23 protein-coding genes are annotated in these 23,241 nt (G+C 30.2%); all 23 read right to left on the reverse strand.

Features of this window, described 5'->3' with window-relative positions:
* Window positions 1-114: 114 nt before the first annotated feature.
* Window positions 115-1,338: a phosphoglycerate kinase gene (locus tag PHD84_01360; GenBank protein MDD5636455.1), complete on the reverse strand. Its 1,224-nt coding sequence runs from the start codon at window positions 1,336-1,338 to the stop codon at window positions 115-117.
* Between the two features lie 67 nt (window positions 1,339-1,405).
* Window positions 1,406-2,104, reverse strand: a complete 699-nt coding sequence (locus PHD84_01365) for a DUF554 domain-containing protein (GenBank protein MDD5636456.1) — start codon at window positions 2,102-2,104, stop codon at window positions 1,406-1,408.
* Window positions 2,105-2,127: 23 nt separating this feature from the next.
* On the reverse strand, window positions 2,128-2,529 hold the full coding sequence (locus PHD84_01370) for a DUF5668 domain-containing protein (protein ID MDD5636457.1): 402 nt from the start codon (window positions 2,527-2,529) through the stop codon (window positions 2,128-2,130).
* A 67-nt stretch (window positions 2,530-2,596) separates the two neighbouring features.
* On the reverse strand, window positions 2,597-2,950 hold the full coding sequence (gene rsfS, locus PHD84_01375; GenBank protein MDD5636458.1) for a ribosome silencing factor: 354 nt from the start codon (window positions 2,948-2,950) through the stop codon (window positions 2,597-2,599).
* A 73-nt stretch (window positions 2,951-3,023) separates the two neighbouring features.
* Window positions 3,024-4,184 carry an LCP family protein gene (locus tag PHD84_01380; GenBank protein ID MDD5636459.1) on the reverse strand — a complete coding sequence of 387 codons (1,161 nt, stop codon included), beginning with the start codon at window positions 4,182-4,184 and terminating at the stop codon, window positions 3,024-3,026.
* 2 nt (window positions 4,185-4,186) lie between these two features.
* Entirely contained in the window at window positions 4,187-4,720 is a 534-nt protein-coding gene (gene yqeK / locus PHD84_01385) for a bis(5'-nucleosyl)-tetraphosphatase (symmetrical) YqeK (protein ID MDD5636460.1), read from the reverse strand.
* Window positions 4,721-4,817: 97 nt separating this feature from the next.
* Entirely contained in the window at window positions 4,818-5,450 is a 633-nt protein-coding gene (nadD, locus tag PHD84_01390; GenBank protein ID MDD5636461.1) for a nicotinate-nucleotide adenylyltransferase, read from the reverse strand.
* Between the two features lie 57 nt (window positions 5,451-5,507).
* Window positions 5,508-6,461, reverse strand: coding sequence for a tetratricopeptide repeat protein (locus PHD84_01395; GenBank protein ID MDD5636462.1), 954 nt, complete (start codon window positions 6,459-6,461; stop codon window positions 5,508-5,510).
* 59 nt (window positions 6,462-6,520) lie between these two features.
* Window positions 6,521-6,874, reverse strand: coding sequence for a DUF1844 domain-containing protein (locus tag PHD84_01400; protein ID MDD5636463.1), 354 nt, complete (start codon window positions 6,872-6,874; stop codon window positions 6,521-6,523).
* Window positions 6,875-6,980: 106 nt separating this feature from the next.
* Complete coding sequence (gene ispF, locus PHD84_01405; protein MDD5636464.1) at window positions 6,981-7,460, reverse strand: 2-C-methyl-D-erythritol 2,4-cyclodiphosphate synthase; 480 nt, start codon at window positions 7,458-7,460, stop codon at window positions 6,981-6,983.
* Between the two features lie 57 nt (window positions 7,461-7,517).
* Window positions 7,518-8,405 (reverse strand): 4-(cytidine 5'-diphospho)-2-C-methyl-D-erythritol kinase, encoded by an 888-nt coding sequence (gene ispE, locus PHD84_01410; protein ID MDD5636465.1) that lies wholly within the window; start codon window positions 8,403-8,405, stop codon window positions 7,518-7,520.
* Window position 8,406: 1 nt separating this feature from the next.
* A complete protein-coding gene (gene ispD, locus PHD84_01415; protein ID MDD5636466.1) occupies window positions 8,407-9,108 on the reverse strand; it encodes a 2-C-methyl-D-erythritol 4-phosphate cytidylyltransferase in 702 nt (233 codons plus the stop codon).
* Window positions 9,109-9,115: 7 nt separating this feature from the next.
* A complete protein-coding gene (locus tag PHD84_01420) occupies window positions 9,116-10,954 on the reverse strand; it encodes a SpoIVB peptidase S55 domain-containing protein (GenBank protein ID MDD5636467.1) in 1,839 nt (612 codons plus the stop codon).
* A gap of 36 nt (window positions 10,955-10,990) precedes the next feature.
* Entirely contained in the window at window positions 10,991-12,010 is a 1,020-nt protein-coding gene (locus PHD84_01425) for a rod shape-determining protein (GenBank protein MDD5636468.1), read from the reverse strand.
* A 118-nt stretch (window positions 12,011-12,128) separates the two neighbouring features.
* The gene (gene murA, locus PHD84_01430) at window positions 12,129-13,400 is read right to left on the reverse strand and encodes a UDP-N-acetylglucosamine 1-carboxyvinyltransferase (GenBank protein ID MDD5636469.1); all 1,272 of its coding nucleotides are present in this window, start codon (window positions 13,398-13,400) and stop codon (window positions 12,129-12,131) included.
* Complete coding sequence (gene mtnA / locus PHD84_01435) at window positions 13,397-14,458, reverse strand: S-methyl-5-thioribose-1-phosphate isomerase (protein MDD5636470.1); 1,062 nt, start codon at window positions 14,456-14,458, stop codon at window positions 13,397-13,399. The genes murA and mtnA overlap by 4 nt, the downstream gene beginning before the upstream one ends.
* Before the next feature lie 50 nt (window positions 14,459-14,508).
* Window positions 14,509-14,967 carry a small multi-drug export protein gene (locus tag PHD84_01440; GenBank protein MDD5636471.1) on the reverse strand — a complete coding sequence of 153 codons (459 nt, stop codon included), beginning with the start codon at window positions 14,965-14,967 and terminating at the stop codon, window positions 14,509-14,511.
* On the reverse strand, window positions 14,957-15,784 hold the full coding sequence (locus tag PHD84_01445; protein ID MDD5636472.1) for a purine-nucleoside phosphorylase: 828 nt from the start codon (window positions 15,782-15,784) through the stop codon (window positions 14,957-14,959). The genes PHD84_01440 and PHD84_01445 overlap by 11 nt, the downstream gene beginning before the upstream one ends.
* 56 nt (window positions 15,785-15,840) lie before the next feature.
* The gene (xerD, locus tag PHD84_01450; GenBank protein MDD5636473.1) at window positions 15,841-16,767 is read right to left on the reverse strand and encodes a site-specific tyrosine recombinase XerD; all 927 of its coding nucleotides are present in this window, start codon (window positions 16,765-16,767) and stop codon (window positions 15,841-15,843) included.
* A 32-nt stretch (window positions 16,768-16,799) separates the two neighbouring features.
* Window positions 16,800-18,284: a DUF3048 domain-containing protein gene (locus PHD84_01455; GenBank protein ID MDD5636474.1), complete on the reverse strand. Its 1,485-nt coding sequence runs from the start codon at window positions 18,282-18,284 to the stop codon at window positions 16,800-16,802.
* A 41-nt stretch (window positions 18,285-18,325) separates the two neighbouring features.
* Entirely contained in the window at window positions 18,326-18,733 is a 408-nt protein-coding gene (locus PHD84_01460; GenBank protein MDD5636475.1) for a biopolymer transporter ExbD, read from the reverse strand.
* Complete coding sequence (locus tag PHD84_01465; protein MDD5636476.1) at window positions 18,711-19,364, reverse strand: MotA/TolQ/ExbB proton channel family protein; 654 nt, start codon at window positions 19,362-19,364, stop codon at window positions 18,711-18,713. Before PHD84_01465 ends, PHD84_01460 begins: the two co-directional genes overlap by 23 nt.
* Before the next feature lie 141 nt (window positions 19,365-19,505).
* Complete coding sequence (locus PHD84_01470; protein ID MDD5636477.1) at window positions 19,506-23,123, reverse strand: tetratricopeptide repeat protein; 3,618 nt, start codon at window positions 23,121-23,123, stop codon at window positions 19,506-19,508.
* Window positions 23,124-23,241 lie beyond the last annotated feature (118 nt).

The following is a 23,241-nucleotide window of genomic DNA, read 5'->3' on the forward strand; positions in this document are numbered from 1 at the left end:
TAAGACTTCGCTTTATTAGTCTATTTTTATTACTATTTTTCTACATTAACAAATTTTTCACTCACTATCATTTCTGTTAAGATTAAGGTGATATTTTTTTATGATTATATAAAATCATTTCTCATCTTTTTTTCTTAATACTTCAATACCCGGGAGCTTCCTGCCAGCAACATATTCCAATGAAGCTCCTCCTCCCGTTGAAATATGCGAAAACTTTTTATCAAGACTAAGTTTATTAATAGCAGCAATGGAATCTCCGCCTCCTATAACTGAAAAAACCCTTCCATATAAGCTGGCAATTTGCTTAGCAATTTCATTAGTACCATGAGCAAATTTGTCAATTTCAAAAACACCTAAAGGGCCATTCCAAAAAATAGTCTTACCATTGTTAATAATTTTTTTAAATAAGTCAATTGTATTTATTCCGATATCCATGCCAAACATATTTTTGCTAATTTTTTCTATAGATACATTATAGCTATCAGAATCAGCACTAAAATCACTAGCTACAAGTACATCTTCTGGAATTACAATTTTTTTCCCACTTTCTTTTGCCTTACTTAACAATTTTTTAACATAATCAATTCGATTCTCTTCTAAAATAGATTTACCAATTTTAAATCCCTGAGCAACAATAAAAGTATACGCCATTCCTCCGCCTATCAATATTGTATCGCTAATTTCAACTAATCTATCTAATATTTCTATCTTATCAGAAACCTTTGCTCCACCAATTATTGAAACAAAGGGTTTTTCAGGATTTATAATTAGTTTATCTAATGATTTAATTTCTTTAGCCATTAAAAACCCGGCATAGGCAGGCAAATATGAAGCTATTCCAACCGTTGAAGCATGTGCTCGGTGAGCTGAACCAAAAGCATCATTAATATAAATATCCGCTAGCGAAGAAAGTTGTTGGGCAAATACAGGATCATTATTTTCTTCTTCCTTATGAAAACGTAAATTTTCTAATAAGATAATATCTCCTGGGACTGATTCCAAAATATTTTTTTGGACACTATCTCCTATGCAATCACTTAATTTAATTATTTTTCTCTGAAGAATATTTTCTAAACTCTGAGCAACCGCATTCAATCTCATTTTTTCTACAATAGTACCATTTGGTCTACCAAGGTGACTCATTAATATAACTATACAATTATTTATTAATAAATATTCTATAGTATTTACAGCAGCTCTAATCCTAGTATCATCCTCAACCTTTGAATCATCACTTAGTGGTACATTAAAATCTACTCGGACGATTATTCTTTTCTTTTCTAAATCTTCTCTCTTTAAATCTTCCAACAAAGATAAAGATTGATTGTTCTTTATCATATTTATTTCCTCTTATTTTGGACAAAAAATATTTTATAGCTATAAAGATTATTTATTAATATTACCATTAACTATGAATAATTATTTTTTTTATAGTTATTAGTAAAATGATGACTAACAAAGAAGGCAGAATGTTTGCTATTTTGACTTTTTTAATTTCCAATATTCCAAGTGATAATCCAATAATAAGTATTCCTCCTACAGCGGTCATTTCATTAATAATATCAGCTGTTATCCAATGTTTTACTAAAAAGGCTATTTGAGTAATTGTTCCCTGGTATAAAAAAACAGGAATCGTTGAGAATAAAACGCCAATTCCCAAAGAAGCAGTAAAAATAATAGAAGATATACCATCTAAAGCAGATTTTGCTATTAAAATATTGGGATTACCGTTGATACCCTCTTCAATTGCTCCCATTACTGCCATTGAACCTACACAGTATAACAAACTAGCAGTTATAAAACCCTTAGTGAATTCCTCTTTTCCCACCTGATGTTTAAAAAGTGATTTAATTTTCTCACCTACATTATCCAATCTCTTCTCTATATCTATAATCTCTCCCAAAAAGCCTCCTATGACCAGAGAAAGAATAACCAATAATATATCTTTTGCTTGAATGGCCATTTGAATCCCTAATAATAGGGTAACCAACCCTATCCCCTGAAAAAGAATATTACTAAATCTTTTTGGAAAATGTCCTTTTAAAATTAATCCAATAATACAACCAAAAATAATAGCCAAACTATTAATAATGGTGCCTATCATACTGCCTCACAAGTTTACAATTATCATATTATTTCATCATCCTGGGTTATTATCCTTTTCTTCCCTTTTCCTTCATTCTGAAATGATTTTACTGTATATGATTCAGGTTTTTTTAATAATTGATCAAAACCAAGTGCTATTATAATTATAGGCCAAAACTTACAAATTGAATCTGACCATTGATATAATTCCATATTTCGTAATAAAAAGATAATTCCAATTGCCATGAGAATAAGTCCAAAAAAGAGAGATTTTTTTTGAAATATTTCCATCAAGCCCCATAGCATGAATATGATAGGCCAAAAAAGCCAAACTCTTTCCCACATTTCTATTCCAAATATATTTTCTACTAAAAATAGTATTCCGATTGCTAGAATTATTAAACCTATTAACCACTGACCTGAACTTCTTCCCATAATATTCATAACTAATTCACCTCCATATTCTTTATTATGAAAATTTTATAAACGATATTTTAAAATAATCACTTTACTATTTCCAGGATTTAATTTTTTTTGCTTCTTGCCAGAGCTGTTCCAAATGATAATAATCACGTTTTTCCTCGGAGAACAAGTGAATTACTATATCACCGCAATCAAGTAAAACCCAGCCGGTATTTTCACTTCCTTCGTAACTTAAGTTTCTTTGAATGTTGTTCTCCTTAGCATTCTTTATAATAGTATTAATAAGTATTTTAAAGTGAGTATTAGATTGGGCGGTAGAAATAATAAAATAATCAGCGATAACTGATATTTTTCTTATGTCCAGAATAATAGTATCTTTAGCTTTTTTTTCTTCTAATACTTTAGCAAAAAATATGACAATATTTCTGCTATTTTTAATCAAATACTCCTCTCCTATTACCAGCATCTTTTTAAAAATAAGCAATACAAACTATAATTAACAAATATAAACTATTTTAGTATACCATATTTTTACCAACTATTATAGTCATATCTAAGCCATTATATGGCTGTTCTTTGCGAATAATTTCTATATCATTAAAAAATTGTGTTACATAATTTTCCAGTTTTAGATCTTTTGAGTAAATAATAAGAACGGTTTTTTGATAGTCAAAGTGGTCAGCATTATCTATATTAACTATATTAAAGCCAAGCTCTTTTATTTTGTTAGCAACTCTATGAGCACTGCCAGGCATTCTGTTTCCATTTAGTACTTCAATGTTAAATCCTCTATATTTATTTTCAATTAAATTTTGGACACGCTTTTTTACATCATTATCATCAGCTACCAAATAACTTACACCATCAATATATTGGGGATCACCTTGAATTGTTTCAACCCATATTTTTGTCCTATCTACATCTTTCATTAATCTTGCCAGAGCAATTAATTCGTTTGGATTCATATTTGTTTTAATATAATCAGTTAAATTATTAATAATAGTTGGAATCTTGGCCATACTTTCAAAATTTAATATTTTTTCAATTACTGCATTTATTAATTTTTGCTGTCTCTGGATTCTTCCTAAATCACCCATTGCATCGGATCGAAACCTGACATATTCCAAGGCTTTTTCACCATTTAAAATTTGTTGTCCACTTCTTAAATTTATCCTTAAAGAACCTGCTCTGTCAATATAATACATATCTTTTTCTACAAAAATATCCACCCCATTTAAAGCATCTATGATATAGCTAAATCCTTCAAAATCAACGATGCCATAATAATGAATTGAAATACCCATAAACTCTTCAATAGTTTTTTCTAATAAATCTATTCCTCCATAAGCAAAAGCATGGTTAATTTTATCCATTCCTCGGTCTGGAATCATGACTCTTATATCTCGGGGAATAGAAAATAATAAAGTATCTTTATTTTTTGGAGCAACACTTAAAATTAAAATGGTATCGGCTCTCCCTTTAGTTTCAACACTATCAGTGCCAACAGCTAATATATTTAACCTATCTTGAGCTAAGATGTCAGAACGAAATGGAAATATATTTAAAAAATATAAAAAAATAAAACATATAATTAGTAATAGAACAAAAAATAAAGCTTGAATTATCTTTTTTCTTCCTTTTTTCCTTAATGCGTTATTTCTCTCTGTTCTTCCCATTATCAACAAATCCTTCTATCTATTATTATTTTATTCCTTGCATCCACAGTATCAGGATGAATTGCCAATTTTTCCTTAATTAAATGTTTGAGTTCTTGATTTAGTAATTCCAGCATAGTTAGATCTACATCTTTCCAGACCATCTCCCAAATTTTTTTCTTTTTTACTGATTTTCTATTTGGTTCAATTTTATCAGCTATATAGACAACTTTTCCAATTAAACTTAATTTGCTGGAAGCTGTACTATGATATTTTATTGCATTCAATATTTCAAAATTATCAATTTGAAAAATGTCTTTTGCCATCTCTGCACCAACATAAGCATGCCAAATTTTAGGAATATTTTTTTCCACCTCGTTAAGTTTAATCTCGTATTTTTTTATTAAGTTATTTAAATCATCATAAGAATAATCTTTGGCACAATCATGAATTAATCCCGAAATTTTGACACTTTCAGCTGGTAAATCATAATATTCAGCAATTTTTTCTGCTACTAAACTTACTCTATAAGCATGTTGATATCTAGTCTTTTTCATTATTTTTTTTAACTTTCTTTCAATCTTTTCAAGATTCATTATAATAATATTGCCTTTCCCTTACTTCTTTACAATGTATACTTTCACAGTATTAATATTATATGTATAATTTATGGTTATAAATATATTCCCTTACTTCATCTAAAACAATATATTTAATACTTAAACCATTTCTTACACGATATCTAACATCTGTGGAAGAAATAGCCAAAGCTGGTATTTCCATAATTTTTAAAACTTTTTTAAAATTATCATGTAGCTTATTCAGAGCATATCCAGGTCTAGTAGCTGCCACAAACTGACATAGTTTTAATAATTCATCTTTTTGGAACCAACTATCGATTTCTAAAAACGCATCTGCGCCGGTAATAAAAAAAATGTTAGCTTCCCATCCATAGATTTTGCGAAATTCTTTAATGGTATCAATGGTATAAGATGGACCTGGGCGATTTACTTCAATTTCAGACACCTCAAAATAGGGATTACCTTCAATAGCCAGATAAGTCATTTTTAATCGATGTTTAATATCAGAAACTTGCTCATTTCTTTTATGTGTTGGTTGAAGACAGGGAACAAATATAACTTTTTCTAAATTTAATTTTATTCTTGCCTCTTCCGCAGTGAATAAATGTCCTATATGAATAGGATCAAACACTCCACCCATAATTCCTAATCTTAAATCCTTCTCTCCAGTGGATGTTTCATTTCTTTCTTTTTGCTTATTCTCCATTTTTATTTTCCTTGATTTCTTAATTTTTAAAAACAAAGTCACACTTTTTTCATAACATCATTTATAGTATTTTTCTTCGCCAACAACTTCTTTATTAACAATCCTAAAAGCCTTATCTTCCTTTTCATACCTCCATATCTCTATCAACTCTTTGGAATCAGTTTTAATAAGTTCAATGGAATCCGGGTAACTAAAACCACTATGTCCTTTATTATTCAAAGCCTGTTCAAAGGGAATTGATTTTGCCTTTTTTAATTGATTTAATAAATTATCTTTTCTTTCATTTAAACCCAAAGATTGAAATATTTGAATTAATTCTTGATAAGCATAACAATATTCTGAAGGTCTTTGAAATAGAAAAGGATTATTTTGCTCTTCAATACCAATAACCTTTTCAAAACTACTTATAGCCAAGGAAGTATATTGCCAGCTAATTTTTTTTGATAATGTCAGATAAACTTCAGCCATCCAATAATGAGCTCCTATTATACTATTTTCTAATTCAACAGCCTTTTTAAAATAGGGAATTGCAGATAACAATGTATAGCTACTTATATTATCCTGATTTAAAAATGCATCATCCTCAATCTCTAATACTTTTAATCCTTCTAAAAAATAATCGCCAGCAACTCCGCTTCTTACCCTTGAAGTATCACGAAAACTCTCATTTAGATATCGAAAAGCATAAGGATTTCTCGGATTTATCTTTAATACCTCAATCCACTGTGTAATAGCGTTATTATATTTTCCAGTCTGTCTGTAGACCTTACCTAACCAATAATGTGCGTTTTCAAATTTGGGATCTAATTCAATAGCTTTTTTATAATTTTCTTCCGCTCTTTTATAGTCACCCTGTGAAAAGTATTGATATCCATTCTGATAATATGACTGGGCATCATCAGCAAAACTATACTCCGAATTAACAAGGAGTAAAATGGTAAAGATAATACTTATTCCAAACGACTTTATTATCATCTTAAATCGCTTTATGAGTATATAATTTATCAACATTGTTTTCACCTCCTGGTAAATTTATTTTTTAAAAATAAAAATTCTAAATACTACTAAATTTAACTACCTTCTTCTTTTTGAATAGTTTTTTTACTTTCTTGATATTTTTCAACATAATTTATTTGTAAATTAGCTAACATATCTTCTATCTGTTTTTTATCTTCTATATTAAGTTCATTCTTAATCTTATTTTGTAAAAATTCAATACTATCAATAGATATCTTGGCTTTGATTAAATCCTGTTTAATTTCTTTTGTTTCAGGATTCATCATTAAACCCAAATGTTCCCAGGCTTTACCATTTAATATCCCAATAAACCAAATAAATAAAGTTGTTAACGGAAGCATATGTGGATATATTTTTAGGTTATTGTTCTTCTCATTCTGAGAGCCCTTATCTTTTTCATTATTCATCTTTTATACTCCTTCCGTAATTAATTTATCATATTTTATATTACAAGGTGAATAGCAGGTAATATAATTAGTTGATTATTATCATTCCTGATAATATTTTAAAATATTAATTAACTATTTTCTCTAATAAAGCAACACAAAATGCAGCAATACCATTTCCTTTACCAATAATACCCATTCCTTCATTCGTAGTGGCTTTGATATTTATATAATCTTCATTTATTTTTAATATCTTTGCTATATTCCTCTTCATATCAGGATAATAATTTAATAATTTAGGTTTTTCCAGAACAATAGTAATATCAATATTATTTATTCTATATTTTTTTCTTTTTATTAATTTGTAGATGTTGCTTAGTAAAATCATGCTCGATATGTTTTTCCATTTTATTTCATTTGTCGGGAAATGCAAACCGATATCTCCCTGTCCAGAAGCTCCTAATAAAGCATCAATAACAGCATGAATAACTACATCAGCATCAGAATATCCTTCTAAACCTCTTTCAGAGTCTATTTTAACTCCACCAAGGATCAATTTTTTCCCCTTTTTTAAAGGATGTATATCATAACCAAATCCAATTCTCATATTTTGTCTCATTTATAGCACAAATATTGATAAGAAATTATTCCATTTAATGTTTTACTATAAAAAAATTCTATCAGCTTGCACTGTTTGTGTTTTACAGACAAAGGGATATTCATCTTTAATTTTATGATAAGCTTGAATTATCTCTTTCTGCTGTTTAAAAATTCCATATACTGTTGGACCACTTCCTGATATATTAACAACTACTGAACCTAAACTTTTTAATCTATTTTTCATTTGTTCAATTATAGGGTATTCTTTAGAAAGAACAGAATCAAAGCTATTATAAATAATTCTATGTATTTCAATAGGCTTGATTGCTTCCTTCTTGTTTAAAAGATTAGAAATATCTATAGTAGTTCTAGTATTATTACCAATGAATTTATCAAAAAGATGATAAGCCCATTTAGTTGGAATCTTTATTCCAGGATTAATTAATATTAAAGGAATAGATGGAAAAATGGGTTTAAGTGGAACAATTAATTCCCCTCTGCCTCTAGCAAAGATGGTACCTCTAACTATAAAAAAAGGTATATCCATTCCAAATTTGGTTGATATAGCAATAATTTGAGATGAGTTTAATTTTAAATTAAAAAGTTTACAAAGGCCTATTAAAATGGTGCCTACATTTGATGATCCTCCACCCAATCCAGCGGCAATTGGTATGCGTTTATTAATAGAAATCCTTATTCCCTTATTTATACTTTTCATTAATATTTCAGTGGCTTTATAAATTATACTATTATTACCTATAGGCACTTCTGGATTATTACATTCAATAAAAATACCTGGATTATCTGTTTGTTTAAGGTATATGTCATCATACAAATCTATAGTTTGCATAATATTTTCTATATTATGGTAGCCATTACTTAATTTTCGTTCAATATATAAATATAAATTTATTTTGGCATAGCTTTTTAATTTTAGGACATTTTCTACCATATTATTTTAAACAAGAATATTTTTTAATTAAAGCTTCGGCTAACAACAGATCAACTTTCGTTGTAACCTTAATATTTTCTTCAGAACCACGGAGAATACCAACTTTTCCACCATAATACTCTAAAATGGCAGAATCATCAGTAACCTGGATATTTTCTTTCATTGCCCTTTGGTAAAATTCTTTAATGTGACCTAATCTAAATGTCTGAGGTGTTTGAACAATCCAGAACTTATCTCTGTCAACCGTTCTATCTACTGCCATTTCTGACAATATCACCTTCTTAATAGTTTCAACAGCTGGGATAGCGAGAATTATTCCATCAAAAATATCAATCATCTTTATTGTTTCATCTATCATCCATTTCTTTAACAATGGACGAGCACCATCATGAATACAAACAATTCCATCATTTTCCTTAATAGCCATCAATCCATTAAATACTGACTCCTGTCTGGTAGTGCCACCCATAATGATGGTCTTAATTTTACTATAATTATTCTTCTTAATTATTTCTCGTTCAATTTTTTTTCGGTCTTGAGATCTAATTACCAGTATAATATCATCAATTTTTTTCGCCTCTTCAAACTTATCTAAGGTGTAAGAAAGAAGGGGCTTCCCCAAAATCGGCACTAACATCTTGCTGTTATAACTGTATAATCTCTTTCCATTTCCGGCTGCAGCAATGATGGCAAAATTTTTCATGAATATCTTACTCCGTTTCATTAATATTCTTATTCTTAATATTTAAGAATATCTCATGATATCCTTCTATAACAAAATTAGTATCCAGGATAACCTTTAAGTTATTTTTAATATCATCCGTATCATTTCTAATCATTAAGTTCGGCCTTTCATTATCATTAAACAGAACAACTTCTGCAATTATCTGGTTATTTTTCTCCTTTTCCTTTAGGTATTTTTCAATCTCTGGCCAACCATTTAACAAATAATTCTGATTATCTTGGGGAATAGATTTACCACTTATCTCTTCTTTTGATGAGCCTCCTCTGACTATTACTACAGCACTACCAGCAGTTATATCATCAGGTAGTTTTATCTGAACCATTTTTTCTTCATCAGCTTGTCTAAAAGGAGTAATTATAATCGGGATTTCAATAATATCCCCTGGATGACATTCTTTAATATCTAATTTTACCTCTTTAATAATAGCTTTTTGGTTATGCTCTTTTATGGTAACATTAATTACAATTTCATTTAAATCTATTCTTTCATAGAAATTATTATACAATAAATCAAATAAGTTGTTTAAATCTTGACTGATTTCTACTGCTATATCATTTTCACTGAAAAAAATATTATCATAGTGTAATATTTTTCCCGCATCATTGTATCTAAGAGAAAACTTAATATTTGCTGTTCCTTGACCTATTCTATCAATAGCATTATCAACAGATTGAATCAAAAGGGCTGGTACAATGCTTTGTACAATTTCTTTTTGTGGTATTACTTTTGTTCCACTGGCAATATTCATATCTCGATCGGAATCAAACACATTTATTTTACAAGAAACAATGCTAGGAAATCTATTTATTCTAGCTAAGATACCCGCATTTCTATCTTGTATCACTTCTCCTAACAAAAGATAGGGTGAACCAATTTTAAAGGGCATTACAATACTGGGGAAGCTATGATAAATATAAACGGCAGAAAAAAGATAAGATACATTACCATGATGCAAGAAAGGATGTCCAAATGCTAATACATAATTATCTTTACAATAAGTGGCTGTCCCTATGCTAATAGCGCTAACATCACCTGTAGATAACTGCACTCCAACAGCTGATCCAGGTAATATTTTTTTCATACCAGTATTAATTTCTAACTCATTACTAATATCTGGAAATTCAGATATGGTTTGTATTAAAGTAATTCCATATTCCTGTAGATTATTTTTTATATAATCGCTAGCTCGCTCTCTAAAACCACCAATTAATAGAGGTGATTGAATATATCGAAAATTGTATATTGAATTTAATATTGCTTCTAAATCTGTTAATTTTATTTTTAGGTTTTCATTAAAGTCTAAAGAAATAATAGCACTATTGATAGAGGCATTAGAATACACATTCTGTTTTTCTTTTCCTATATAATCAAACAGAGTTAACATCATATCTATTGGAGTTATAAGACATAAGTTGTGTTCGCTCATTTCCCAGGCATGCGATATTGCTCCAGCTAATTTTCCTTCGAAATAGACCGGACTTCCACTCATACCTGCGGAAATTCCACCATTATTATCAATTTTATCTCCACTTAATTTTACTAATATATAAGGATGGGAAATTCCTGTTCCGTGAATAACATCTATAACCTCAACTTCAAATTCCTCTATTTTTATACCTGAAAATACTGTTTTACCTATTCCTTTCATTCCAGAATGTATTTCATCAATTGTAATAAATTCTCCATAGTTTTCAGTAATTGCATATATGGGAATAGAAATATTGAAAACTATGGATATTAATAGAATATAAAAAAATTTCCAAACTAAAGGTTTATATAATTGGTTTTTATTCAAAAATATCATAATATTATTCTTTTTAATTATTATTAGTAGGTTATATTAACGATGGCTGCTACTGATTAATCCCTGTTTCAGTAAATGTATCTGATCCAATACCTTACCAGCTCCTAAAGCAACACAAGATATTGGATTTTCAGCAACATAAGCTGGTATTTTATTTACTTTGGTCAGTAAAACATCAAAATTTCTCAATAATGAACCTCCACCGGTTAGCACCATTCCCTTATCAGCAATATCAGCAGCTAATTCTGGTGGTGTTCTTTCCAAAACCATTCTAATAGAATCTAGTATTGCTTCTAAACTTTTTGAAATTGCCTCTAGCACCTCTGATGAACCTACTTCTATAGTTTTAGGCAATCCTGAAATAAGATCTCTTCCTCTAATTTCAGCAAACATTTCATTTTCTGGTTCCATTGCTGTACCAATTTCGATTTTTAAATTTTCAGCAGTTTTTTCACCAATCATTAAGTTATATTTGTTTTTAATATATTTTATTATATCTTCATCAAAATTATTACCTGCTATTCTCAATGACTCACTCTCTACAATTCCACCTAAGGAAATGACTGCAATATCTGTTGTTCCTCCCCCCACATCAACAACCATATTGCCATAAGGTTCGCTAATATCTAATCCGGCACCAATTGCAGCAGAGATAGATTCCTCTACTAGATAAGCTTTCTTAGCACCAGCTTGAATCGCAGCTTCTAAGGCTGCTCTCTTTTCTACCTCAGTACCGCCCGCCGGAACACATATTACTACTTGTGGTCGAAATAATCTAGAATTAGAAGATACTTTTTTTATAAAATACGTTAACATTTTTTCAGTTACATCATAATCAGCTATTACCCCTGCTTTCAAAGGTTCTAAAGCAATGATATTACTAGGAGTTTTACCTATCATTTCTTTAGCATCTTTACCTACAGCAAATACTTTTCCAGTATCACGATATATTGATACAACAGAAGGTTCTTGCAATACTATTCCTTTGCCTTTTTGATAAATTAATACACTAACTGTCCCTAAATCAATTCCTAAACTTTTATCCATTCCTAGCATATATAAAAGTACCTCCTCTAAATCTCATTTGCTAGTGCATCAATACTAATTATTATTTATACAAACCATTTAATATTTTACCATAAATAAAATATATTTTGTCGTACTTTAATTGTTACTAACCTCTTTTTATCTTGGCTCCCAGCTTTCTTAACTTATCTTCCATCTTAACATAGCCTCTGTCAATATGATATATTCTGCTTATTTCAGTAGTTCCTTCTGCCGCCAATCCTGCCAGAACCAGGGCAGCGCCACCTCTTAAATCGGAAGCCATAACGGGAGCGGCACTAAGTTTTTTTACACCTTTGATAATACTATTTCTACCTTCGATTTTTATATCTGCTCCCATCCTTCTCAAATCACCAGCATGAGCAAAACGATTTTCAAAAACATTTTCAGTAATAATACTCGTACCATTTGCAATGGACATTAAAGCCATAAATTGGGCTTGCATATCAGTAGGAAATCCCGGAAATGGCATTGTTTTTATATCAACTGATTTTAGAATACCCGAATTAGAAATAATTACACTATCATCCTCTTTAGTATCAATCTTTATACCAGCTTCTTCTAATTTTACAATACATGATTTTAGATAATAAGGATTAACATGTTTAATTTCTATGGTTCCTCCAGTAATTGCAGCCGCTACCATATAAGTTCCTGCTTCAATTCTATCTGGAATAATACGGTAATGAACACCTTTTAATTTTTTTACTCCCGAAATAGTGACAATATCAGTACCAAGTCCATTTACTTTTGCTCCCATTTTATTTAAAAAAGTACCCAGTTCGATTACTTCAGGATCTTTTGCTGCATTTTCAATCATAGTAATGCCATCAGCTAATGAAGCAGCCATCATAATGTTTTCAGTAGCTCCCAGACTTGGAAAATCAAAATAAATATCATTCCCACTTAATCTTTTAACCTCTGCTTGAATATATCCCTTTTCAGTAATAATATTTGCTCCGAGTGCTCGAAATCCTTTTAAATGAAAGTCAACTGGTCTAGCACCAATGGCACATCCACCTGGAAGAGATATCCTGGCTTTTTTTAATCTAGCTAATAAAGGACCCATTACTAAAAAAGAAGCCCTCATCGTTTTAACTAATTCATATGGTGCTTCGTAATTATTAAAATCATCAGGATCTATATACAAGGTACTACTATCTTTCCATTCCACTTTAATTCCAAGAGTTTTTATAACCTCTATCATGCTGTAGACATCTTTTAATTGTGGTACATTTTCTAAAATACTTATCTCACTTGTTAAAAGACATGCTGCCATTATGGAAAGAGTAGAATTTTTTGCACCATCAATTACCACTATACCTTGTAGCGGAATGCCACCACTAATTAAAAACTTATCTTGATTTTGCAATTCTTTCACCAATCCTTTTCTTTTTTTATATATTTTGCTAAGAAAGACCCTAACGTTTTCCTATAAGGCGGTTTAAATACACCAAATTCAGTAATAATTGCAGTTATATTTTTATTGGGAGTGACATCAAAAGCCGGATTATATACAGCAATATCGTCTGGAGCAATTTTCTTATCCATAATTTTAGTAACTTCTAGGGAATCTCTTTCTTCAATTGGTATATCTTTCCCATTTTCTATATTAAAATCAATGGTTGAGATCGGAGCAGCTACATAGAAAGGAATACTATGGTTTTTTGCTAACTCAGAAATACTATAGGTACCTATTTTATTTGCTACATCACCATTGATAGCAATTCGATCAGCTCCTACAATAACTTTATCAATTTTTCTCTGATACATTAAAAATCCAGCCACAGAATCACATATAAGAGTAACAGGTATTTTATCAATTTTAAGTTCCCAGGCAGTTAATCTGGCTCCTTGCAAAACAGGACGAGTTTCATCTATATATACTTTAATATTTTTCTTTTTTTTAAAAACTGAACGTATAACACCTAAAGCAGTACCGTAAAAAACAGTAGCCAGTGATCCAGCATTACAATGAGTTAATATGCTATCTCCATCCTGAAAAAGTATTAATCCATTTTCCCCAATACGATAATTAGTTTTAATATCCTGTTCAGCTAAACTTTCTGCTTTAAGCAATATTTTTTTTCTTAAACCATCTATTGATTCATCTGAACTGACGACTAAATTCCATATTTCTTCTAAAGCCCAAAATAAATTAACCGCAGTAGGCCTGGATTTTGACAATTCAATTTTTGCTTTTCTTAACTCATTGATAAAAATAGTTTTATTTTTTTCTTTGATAGTACTTGCTGCCAGAGCCATCCCATAGGCAGCAGCAACACCGATAGCGGGAGCACCCCTGATAGCCATACTCTTTATGGCTTTTATAACCTCATAATAAGTTGTACAGGTCAATATTTCATATTTATGAGGTAATTGCCTTTGATCAATCATCAATACTTTGTTATCTTTCCATTCAATGGTTCTTGTTATCATATTCGTTATAATTCCATTTTTATATGTTTTTTTATCAATAACTTTCTTAATTAAGTAAAAAGATTAATGATACCCATATTTGCCAGAGTAACAATTATTCCCGCACTAACCACACCTCCTACCATCATTGGGAAAGCATAACAGAAACGTATTCCAAATAAGAAAGCTGCTACTGAACCGGTCCAAACTCCTGTTCCAGGAAAAGGAATGGCAACAAAAAAGAACAAAAATAATGCTCCATATTTTTCATATTTTTTTTCATATTTACCAGTTCTTCTAAATAACCAAGAAAAAAATATATCAAAGATAGGCCATTTTCTTAAAAATTCAGAAAATGATTTTAGATACATCAGTAAAAACAATGCCGGAATTATATTTCCTAATACCGCAAATATATAGGTTGGCAATACCGGTAAATTGTAAATGTTCAAACCAACAGGTATCGCTCCTCTTAACTCTGTTACTGGAAGTGTTGATAAAAAACCGACTTTAATCAAATTATATAACAATATTCTTTATTACCTTTTTTACAATATGAGTCATTAAAGGCTCTGAATGAGCAGCTGCATCTAATATTTCTTGAAAATGAACCTTTTCTACTACTCCATCTATCGCTAAATCAGTTATACATGAAATACCTAATACTCGCATATTCATATGATTTGCTACAATTACTTCAGGAATTGTTGACATGCCTACAGCATCAGCACCAATTTTAATAAGCATTCTATACTCTGCAGGAGTCTCCAACATTGGTCCTGTTAATCCTGCGTAAACTCCTTTGTGCAATTTTATACCATCTTTAAGAGCAATTTCCTCAGATAGGGAAATTAGTTCTTTATCATATACTTCAGACATATCTGGAAAACGTGGACCTATTTTTTCATCATTCGGTCCAATCAAAGGATTATCACCCATTAAATTAATATGATCATATATGAGCATTAAATCTCCCCTTTGAAAAGAGCGATTCATTCCTCCCGACGCATTAGATATGATAATTATCTTGGCTCCCAATTCCCTCATTACGCGTACTGGAAAGGTTATTTCTTGCATACTATAGCCTTCATAATAGTGAAATCTACCCTGCATTGCAACTACTAATTTATCTTCCAATTTGCCCATAACCAGATTACCACTATGTCCCGGAACAGTAGAAATAGGGAAATTTTTAATCTTATCATATGGTATTAGCACACTATTTTCGATATCCTCGGCAAGTCTGCCTAATCCAGTACCAAGGATAATGGCAAGTTCTGGTTTGATTTTAGTATATTCTCTGATTGATTGGATGCTTTCTGTAATCTTTTGAAGAATTTCTCTCATTAAAATCCCCCTATCATTCTTATTTTTCTCATACTATTTAAGACTACATATTACTACTATATCCTAGGAAAAGCCTTAAAATATTCTTCTTTAATCCACTTTCTACTCACATGAGTGTATATCTGAGTCGTTGAAATATCCGAATGTCCTAACATCTCCTGTACTGTTCTTAAGTCTGCTCCATTCTCAATTAAATGAGTAGCCAGGGTATGCCTTAATGTATGAGGCGTTACTTTCTTTCTAATTCCAGATTTCCTGGCATAATTCTTTATTAAATAGAAAATAGCCTGGCGAGTGATGGGTTTACCATTATTATTTAAAAACAATCTATTTGAATCCTCTTTTTTTATTAATTTTGGTCTAATTAATTGAAGATAATCAGTTAAGATACTGTGTGCTCTATCGGTAAAGGGAATCCACCTTTCCTTATTTCCCTTACCAATACATTTTAATAATTGATGATCCAGATTAATATCATTCCTTTTAAGTGTTATTAATTCTGTAACTCTCATACCAGTAGCATATAAAAGTTCAATGATAGCCTGATCTCTCTTTCCTAACAGTCCTGTAAAATTTCTTTCAGCTAAAAGTTTATCTAATTCTTTTAAATTCAAGGCTTCAGGTAATTTTTTTTGTAATCTAGGGAATTCGATAAATCTAGTTAAATCATTCTGTATATGCCCTTCAGAAAGTAAAAAACGATAAAACATTTTCAAAGCAATTAAATTACGAAAAATAGAATTAATAGATAAATTAATCTGATATAAATAATGATAATATTGAGAAACAATATCTCTATTCACGTCTTGAAAAGATAGTTGTTTTTTATTTACTATAAATTCATGGTACTTTAACAAATCATAACGATAGGAAATAATGGTATTAGATGATAATCCTCTTTCTAGTGTTAGATATTCCAAAAAAGATTCTATTAAATCCTTTTGTTGATTATTATTATCAGTATTCAAAAATCTTTCATTCATTTAAAATCTTTTTATATTCATGTTATTAAAAATTAATATATTATTTCTGTATCTGGATGAATTATCTGTATCCAGACATTTCCAGGTTGAATTGCCAGTCTGTTTCCATCTTTATTAAAAAAGTATGTTTTAGAACTTAATGTTTCTTTAGACCAGGTAATCTCTTCTGATTTACCATTATAAATAATTAATCCAGTTCCAGTACCAATAAAATCGATGGCCAGCCTACCTTCAGAATCCAATATCTTTTTATCACTATGTTGAATAATAATATTTTTAGCCTGTAGCTGCCTACCTGTTTCAATATCAACATGAGGCTCTTCATTTATAAATCTAATATATCTTTGAATTTCAGGGATATATTTATAACTAACAGTATAATTAACATTATATTTAATATCTATCTTATTAACTTCTTTCCCGTTAAGTTTTTCATTTGAATCAATTTCAAATTGGTAGTCACCTTTATTGACCATTTCAATATAACCCAATCTCTTGGCTTCTTCTCTAAGTCGTTCAGTGGAAGAATAAAGATTATGAGGAGGTTTACGTTCCTGAATTCTCCAAAAAGGCTGAAAATGAATTAATTCATTGATATCATCTATTCTTTCTTCTCTTATAAATATTGCTGCATCAGGACTTTCTCCAGCATGTACATAAATAGCATTATGCTCAAGAGTTTTAGTAATAAAATATGGCCTAGCGCTTCGAATAGGCCCAACTTTATCAGCTTCTTGTGTGGCAAAAATAGCTAAAAAACGTGTGATTCCACCTTCTGCAAGTACTTCATAGACAATATTTGCATTTTCTAATCCACTTTGCGGCCTAGAATCCCTGGCATTATCGACCATAATCGCCAGTGCTCTTTTGCCAAAAGGAGATTCTTTTTCTACTGTTTTTGGTAAAGTACTGAATTCGCCAGGAGTTACAACTGTCCCATAAGTAGATTCAATACGTTCTCTTCCTTCTAAACCCAGCTTAGCTTGAATTTCAAATTCTCCTTCTTCTAATACTTCTCCCTCAATTTCCCTTCTACTAGCAATACTAGGACTCAAGTCTCTTGCTGCTATTTGCACGTCATGCCTTAACGATATTTCTTCCTTAATCGGCGCTATTTCTTCCTTAGCTTGAATATCAATCTCTGGCATTTTTACTTCAACCCTAGGACTGCTTTCTTCTTGTATTTCCTGTCTTTCCACCATTGGCTTAGTTTCAATTTCCTGTATTTTGGCTGGTTCAGGTAATGAGGGCTCTACTCTCGGTCTAACGCTTATCTCTGCTATTGGTTCTTCCCTAGTAATCTCAGGTCTAACAGTAGTAGGATTTTGAATGGAAGGTAGTTCTACTAAAGTAACCATTATTATTTCTTCTATTTCTGGAATATTTATAAAATCAAAAGATATAAAATTATTAAAAGCTAGAATGAATATAATATTAAGAATTAATGAAATTAGGAATGAACGCCCTAAAAAACTCTTTGAACGCTGTTTTCTTCTTTCTGATCTATATCCTACCATTTTTTTTATTAATCACCTTATTTAAATTTTATCTTTCCTAATTACTCTTCTCTTGGTTTAGTAGCTATGGCAATCCTTTCTGCTCCACCTTTCTTTATAAGGTCCATAACTCTAACAACTTTGCCATGAGTAATATTTTGATCTGCCTCTAAAACAACCAGAGATTTAGAGCTATCTTTAATTTCTTCTCTCACTATCTCAGATAAATTATTTGGATCGATTAATCGATTATTAACGTAAATTACGTTATTCTCAGTAATAGTAACAACTACATTCCTTTGCTCATTTACAGCTGCAAAATCACCACTGGGTAAATCTACTTTAACTCCACTTTCTACATTTATAAATGTGGTAGTTAACATAAAAAAGATAAGTAGCAAAAATACTACATCAATTAATGGAGTTAAATCAAATTTAAGAGTCTTACTATTGGGATGATAAAATTTCATCTATTTTCACTTCCTCCTCATTAACTTCCCTCTTAATAGATAATAATTCTAAAATCTCTATGCTAGTTGCTTCCATTTCTTTTATCTGTCTATCTACTCTATTTATCAGATAATTATAAGCAACGATAGTAGGAATAGCCACTGAAAGTCCAAAAGCTGTAGTTAATAAAGCCTCTGAAATTGCTCCAGCTAGAGCTTCGGGATTCCCAACACCCATTGATGAAATTACCTGGAATCCTTTTATCATACCAAATACGGTACCCAACAAACCTAACAGAGGAGCAATATTTCCTACAGTAGCCAGTACCGGTAAGTTTTTTTCTAGAATTGATATTTCCTGATTAGCAGTATCTTCAATTGTTTCTTTTATCTCTCCCCTTGAGCTACCATATTTCAATAAAGCTGATAAAATTATTTGTGATATGGGTGAATAGTTTTTACGACAGGCAGTAATTGCAAAATTAATATTTCCTTTTCTAATCAAATCGCTGATACGACTACTAAATTTTCTGGTAGAAGTTTTAATACTTTTTAAATAAAACATCCTCTCAAAGAAAATTGCAATGGCTAGCAAGGAACAGAAAAATATGGGGTACATCAAAAAACCGCCTTTATTAAATAATTCAAACATTACTAAGTTGCCTCCTCCAAAGTTATAAAATATCTTTACCTTTCTGTTATATTATCAATATTATTAACATACTAATATAATAAGTTATAAATCTATCTTGCTTACGCTTTCAGTATGGACAAATCTCTGCTTTTCTCCCGCTTATTCTAATTGTCTTTTTACACTATCAACATAAGAAGTATCCGAGCAATTTTTCATTATTATTTCATACCTTTCTTTCGCTTGAGACTGATATCCCAAGTCTTCCAGGCAAATTGAAGTTATATATAAAATGTCACAGACAAACACACCTGTAGGTATATTATCCAGGTATCTATCCCCAACGTGTAAAGCTTTCTCATATTCTCCTTTTTTAAAGTAACTCAAACAAAGACCATATAATGATCCAGGTAGATAATGGCTATCTGGAAATTGATCAATTAATTTTTCAAAATTTATAATACTATCTATCCATTTTTCTTCATCTAAATAAATTTGTGCTACAATATAAAGGGCTTCTTCGGCAAAATTACTCTCAGCATAGTCCATCATAAATTCCTGTAATGTCACTCTGGAATCATTATTATTATTAGCTAAAAAATATATCTTTCCTATTAAAAAATTACTTTCTTCTGTAAACTGACTATCAGGAAAGTCTTGAACAAGATTACTAAATGATTCTATAGCCTTTGAGTAATCTTTTATATTTAAATAACTCCAACTCACACTATATTTTGCATGTGCTGCCAAAGAATGTGAACTATAATATTTTAAAAAATCTTGATAATGTTGAATTGCCTCAGAATATTTTTCCTGTTTATAGCAGGTTTCGCCAACCATATACAGAGATCTTATGGCTATTTCGTCACCAGCAAAATGATCCACGCTCTGGAAATATTCTTCTGCTTTCAAGTAATTTTCTAAACGATAAAGACTGAGTCCTTGCCAATATATAATTTCTTGCCTCATCTTTGCCTGAGTAATCATACTTTCTATTTCTTGAAATAAATTAAGAGCTTCCTGGTACTCACCCTTTTCATATTTAGATTTGGCCATTGAAAAAAATCCCTCTATAGCTAGAGAACCATCTGGATATTGATTAGAAAATCCCCGGTAAAGATCAAGTAACTTTTCTTCATTATTCATCTTGCTTGCTGCATCAATTTTAAGTTCTAACGCTTCTTTACTGTCTAAATCATCTAAAATTGTTAGTACCTCCTGATACTGACCTAAATGATAATAACTCTGAGCAAGTTCCAGGGAAACAATTTTGGATAATTCTCCATCACGAAACTGATTTAATGCTCTCTCAAAAAAAAGTATTGCTTTACTATCTTCTCCTTTTCTAGAATAAGCTAAACCTAAATCGAATAATAGCCTTTCCAACATATCAATATCCTTGGTCTTCTCTATCAAAGAGCTATTAATATCTATCACCCTATCATATTCTTTTTGTTCTAACAGAACTCTCGCTAAAAGATATGATGTTTCATCTTTAATCTGACTTTCTTTTTTTACTAGTTCCTCTAATATTTTTCTAGCTTCTTGATAATTGCCCTCTCTAAATAATGCATAACTGTAATAATATCTGGTTTCATCTATTAATTCAAAACTAGGTTTATTATTTATAATATCTGCAAAATAAACTTTGGCTCTATCGTAAATGCCTTCCCAGAAGTAGGATTGCCCTAAAATATATCTAATTTCAAATTTATCAAACCCTACTAAAGAATCAACTACTAATAAATTTTCATAAAGATTGATGGTTGGAGTATATTTCTTTTGCTGAAAATATATCTTTCCTAACTTATAAATCCCTTCTTGATAAAGTGTACTTCCAGAATAATTTTTTACCAATAATTCCAGTGATATTTCTGCTTCTGCATAATCTCCCAACAAATAACTACACCAACCATTACCTAATAAAGCATTTTCATAATACATAGAATCGATATAATTATTTATTATGTATTTATAATGTTGATTTGCTTCGTTATATTTACCCAAGTTATATAATGTTTCTGCTATAAGAAATCTAGCTTCTAAAAAATCTGGATTTACTTCCAGAACTTCATTCAATTTATCAAGTGCTATTTCATAATTACCTAAAGAATAAAAATTATAAGCTAATTGATAGTATTCTTTTTCCCAATCAATATCGAAAACCTTATCTCCACCTATTCTTTCTCTTTCTGCCAGATATTCATCCATTTGGTTTAAATGATAATAAGTTCGCATCAAATAAATCCTAGTTTTCTCAAAATTTGGATTCTTTTGAGCAGATTCTTTAAACCGAAGTAATGCCTCTTCATATTCACCAGAAATATAGTATTGATAACCCTGATTAAATGTCCAAACTGCTTCCCTACCAAATTCCCTTTCTTCTATTGCTTTATTTAGATATATTCTTGCATTACTATCAAAGGGATCTAATCTGACGGCTTCTTCTAAATATCTAATCGAATTTATTATATCTCCAGCATGATAATAGCTTAATCCCAGAAAATAATGCGCTTCTTTAAACTCTTGATTAAGATTTATGGCTTTCGTTAATAGACTAATAGCATCAACCCATTTCTTATTGCTATAGGCATTATATCCAGTGACGTATAATTCATATGTTTCCTTGCCATATATTTCAGCTTGTTGGTATTGTCTAAAAAACCATTCAATGTCTTGATTTCCTGTCTCAATTTTTTTTATTTCCTCTGCTTGTTCTAAAGCTTTAGATATTTGTCCAGTATCATAATAAAGCCGCATTAAAAATATTCTGGCTTTAACATTATTTGCTTGATAGAATATAGCATCTTCTGAATATTCTAGAGCAGAAGTAATATCATTTTGCTCATATTTAGAATACGCTAAGCGATAGAAAGCTTCTGATAACCTCTGATAACTTACTTTAATATTGGTATTATTCTTAGCAGTTTCAATAAACTTCTCAAGACTAGTAATTTCTCGGAAAGTCCATTTGGTCCTTTCGTATATTTGAGATAATAGATAATAAGCTTCCGCAAAATATGGATCTTCTGAAACAGCTTTTTCACCATAATTCATTGCTTCTTTCCAGAAAGGTTTACTTGGAAAGTCTACACCTTGATATTCTGCTATAGCCTTATTTTTATATTCTATGGATTGATAGTAATTCCTTAATGCTATCAAAGATGAAGAAATATTTTTTTTCAGATTAATGTCCAATTCATCATCAATTAATACCTTCGCTTCCTGTAAAATAGCTCTAGCAATATTTTCTTTTAAATAGAATAAATCTTCTGGTATTACTGTCATCTCTTTAAGCTCAAATAGTTCATCAAGCTGTGCCTGATACATAATTAAGTTGAAGCTAAGAAATTCTTTCTGTTTCAGGGAAAAAGATGCAGTAAATATCAGATCTGACTTCAATAAATTACTTAAAGAACGAAACAAATTTAAATCCCTTGTTTCTGCCAGTCTATGATAGGATTCATTATCTATATCTGTTAGTTTTTCAATTTCCTCTATAGGAACATGGTTAATTTTTTCTGATTGAGAGAAAGTTTGACATAACATATCAGGGAATCCCTTTTCTAACCACTCCCAATCATGACTACCCGTTAGGTTATTAAAATAATATACTGCAAATTTTTTACTTTCTAAAGCGATAGAAAATGTGTTAAAAATAGTACAAAAAAGAATTATTAACAAAATTAAATAAAATACATAGGGTATTAACAATCTCTTACTTTTAACTATATCTTTCTGTGAATAATCATATTTCTCGTATAGGTTTATATAAAACATCCTTACCTTCACTGATCAAATAATAAAATGGAACCATTATTTCTAAATTATTAATTATAATATAATTATGATAAGTAACTTTGAGAATCTTTATCCAACCATTCCATTGCTAATTTCT

It is taken from the genome of Atribacterota bacterium, from assembly GCA_028717805.1.
Lineage (GTDB): Bacteria > Atribacterota > Phoenicimicrobiia > Phoenicimicrobiales > Stramentimicrobiaceae > Stramentimicrobium.

Bases quoted from the DNA above. Each gene is read 5' to 3' on its own strand.
- PHD84_01360 (MDD5636455.1), bottom strand. From the start codon at position 1,338: ATGATAAAGAACAATCAATCTTTATCTTTGTTGGAAGATTTAAAGAGA.
- PHD84_01365 (MDD5636456.1), bottom strand. From the start codon at position 2,104: ATGATAGGCACCATTATTAATAGTTTGGCTATTATTTTTGGTTGTATT.
- PHD84_01370 (MDD5636457.1), bottom strand. From the start codon at position 2,529: ATGAATATTATGGGAAGAAGTTCAGGTCAGTGGTTAATAGGTTTAATA.
- PHD84_01380 (MDD5636459.1), bottom strand. From the start codon at position 4,184: ATGGGAAGAACAGAGAGAAATAACGCATTAAGGAAAAAAGGAAGAAAA.
- yqeK (MDD5636460.1), bottom strand. From the start codon at position 4,720: ATGAAAAAGACTAGATATCAACATGCTTATAGAGTAAGTTTAGTAGCA.
- nadD (MDD5636461.1), bottom strand. From the start codon at position 5,450: ATGGAGAATAAGCAAAAAGAAAGAAATGAAACATCCACTGGAGAGAAG.
- PHD84_01395 (MDD5636462.1), bottom strand. From the start codon at position 6,461: ATGTTGATAAATTATATACTCATAAAGCGATTTAAGATGATAATAAAG.
- PHD84_01400 (MDD5636463.1), bottom strand. From the start codon at position 6,874: ATGAATAATGAAAAAGATAAGGGCTCTCAGAATGAGAAGAACAATAAC.
- ispF (MDD5636464.1), bottom strand. From the start codon at position 7,460: ATGAGAATTGGATTTGGTTATGATATACATCCTTTAAAAAAGGGGAAA.
- ispE (MDD5636465.1), bottom strand. From the start codon at position 8,405: ATGGTAGAAAATGTCCTAAAATTAAAAAGCTATGCCAAAATAAATTTA.
- ispD (MDD5636466.1), bottom strand. From the start codon at position 9,108: ATGAAAAATTTTGCCATCATTGCTGCAGCCGGAAATGGAAAGAGATTA.
- PHD84_01420 (MDD5636467.1), bottom strand. From the start codon at position 10,954: ATGATATTTTTGAATAAAAACCAATTATATAAACCTTTAGTTTGGAAA.
- PHD84_01425 (MDD5636468.1), bottom strand. From the start codon at position 12,010: ATGCTAGGAATGGATAAAAGTTTAGGAATTGATTTAGGGACAGTTAGT.
- mtnA (MDD5636470.1), bottom strand. From the start codon at position 14,458: ATGATAACAAGAACCATTGAATGGAAAGATAACAAAGTATTGATGATT.
- PHD84_01445 (MDD5636472.1), bottom strand. From the start codon at position 15,784: ATGAGAGAAATTCTTCAAAAGATTACAGAAAGCATCCAATCAATCAGA.
- xerD (MDD5636473.1), bottom strand. From the start codon at position 16,767: ATGAATGAAAGATTTTTGAATACTGATAATAATAATCAACAAAAGGAT.
- PHD84_01455 (MDD5636474.1), bottom strand. From the start codon at position 18,284: ATGGTAGGATATAGATCAGAAAGAAGAAAACAGCGTTCAAAGAGTTTT.
- PHD84_01460 (MDD5636475.1), bottom strand. From the start codon at position 18,733: ATGAAATTTTATCATCCCAATAGTAAGACTCTTAAATTTGATTTAACT.
- PHD84_01465 (MDD5636476.1), bottom strand. From the start codon at position 19,364: ATGTTTGAATTATTTAATAAAGGCGGTTTTTTGATGTACCCCATATTT.
- PHD84_01470 (MDD5636477.1), bottom strand. From the start codon at position 23,123: ATGTTTTATATAAACCTATACGAGAAATATGATTATTCACAGAAAGAT.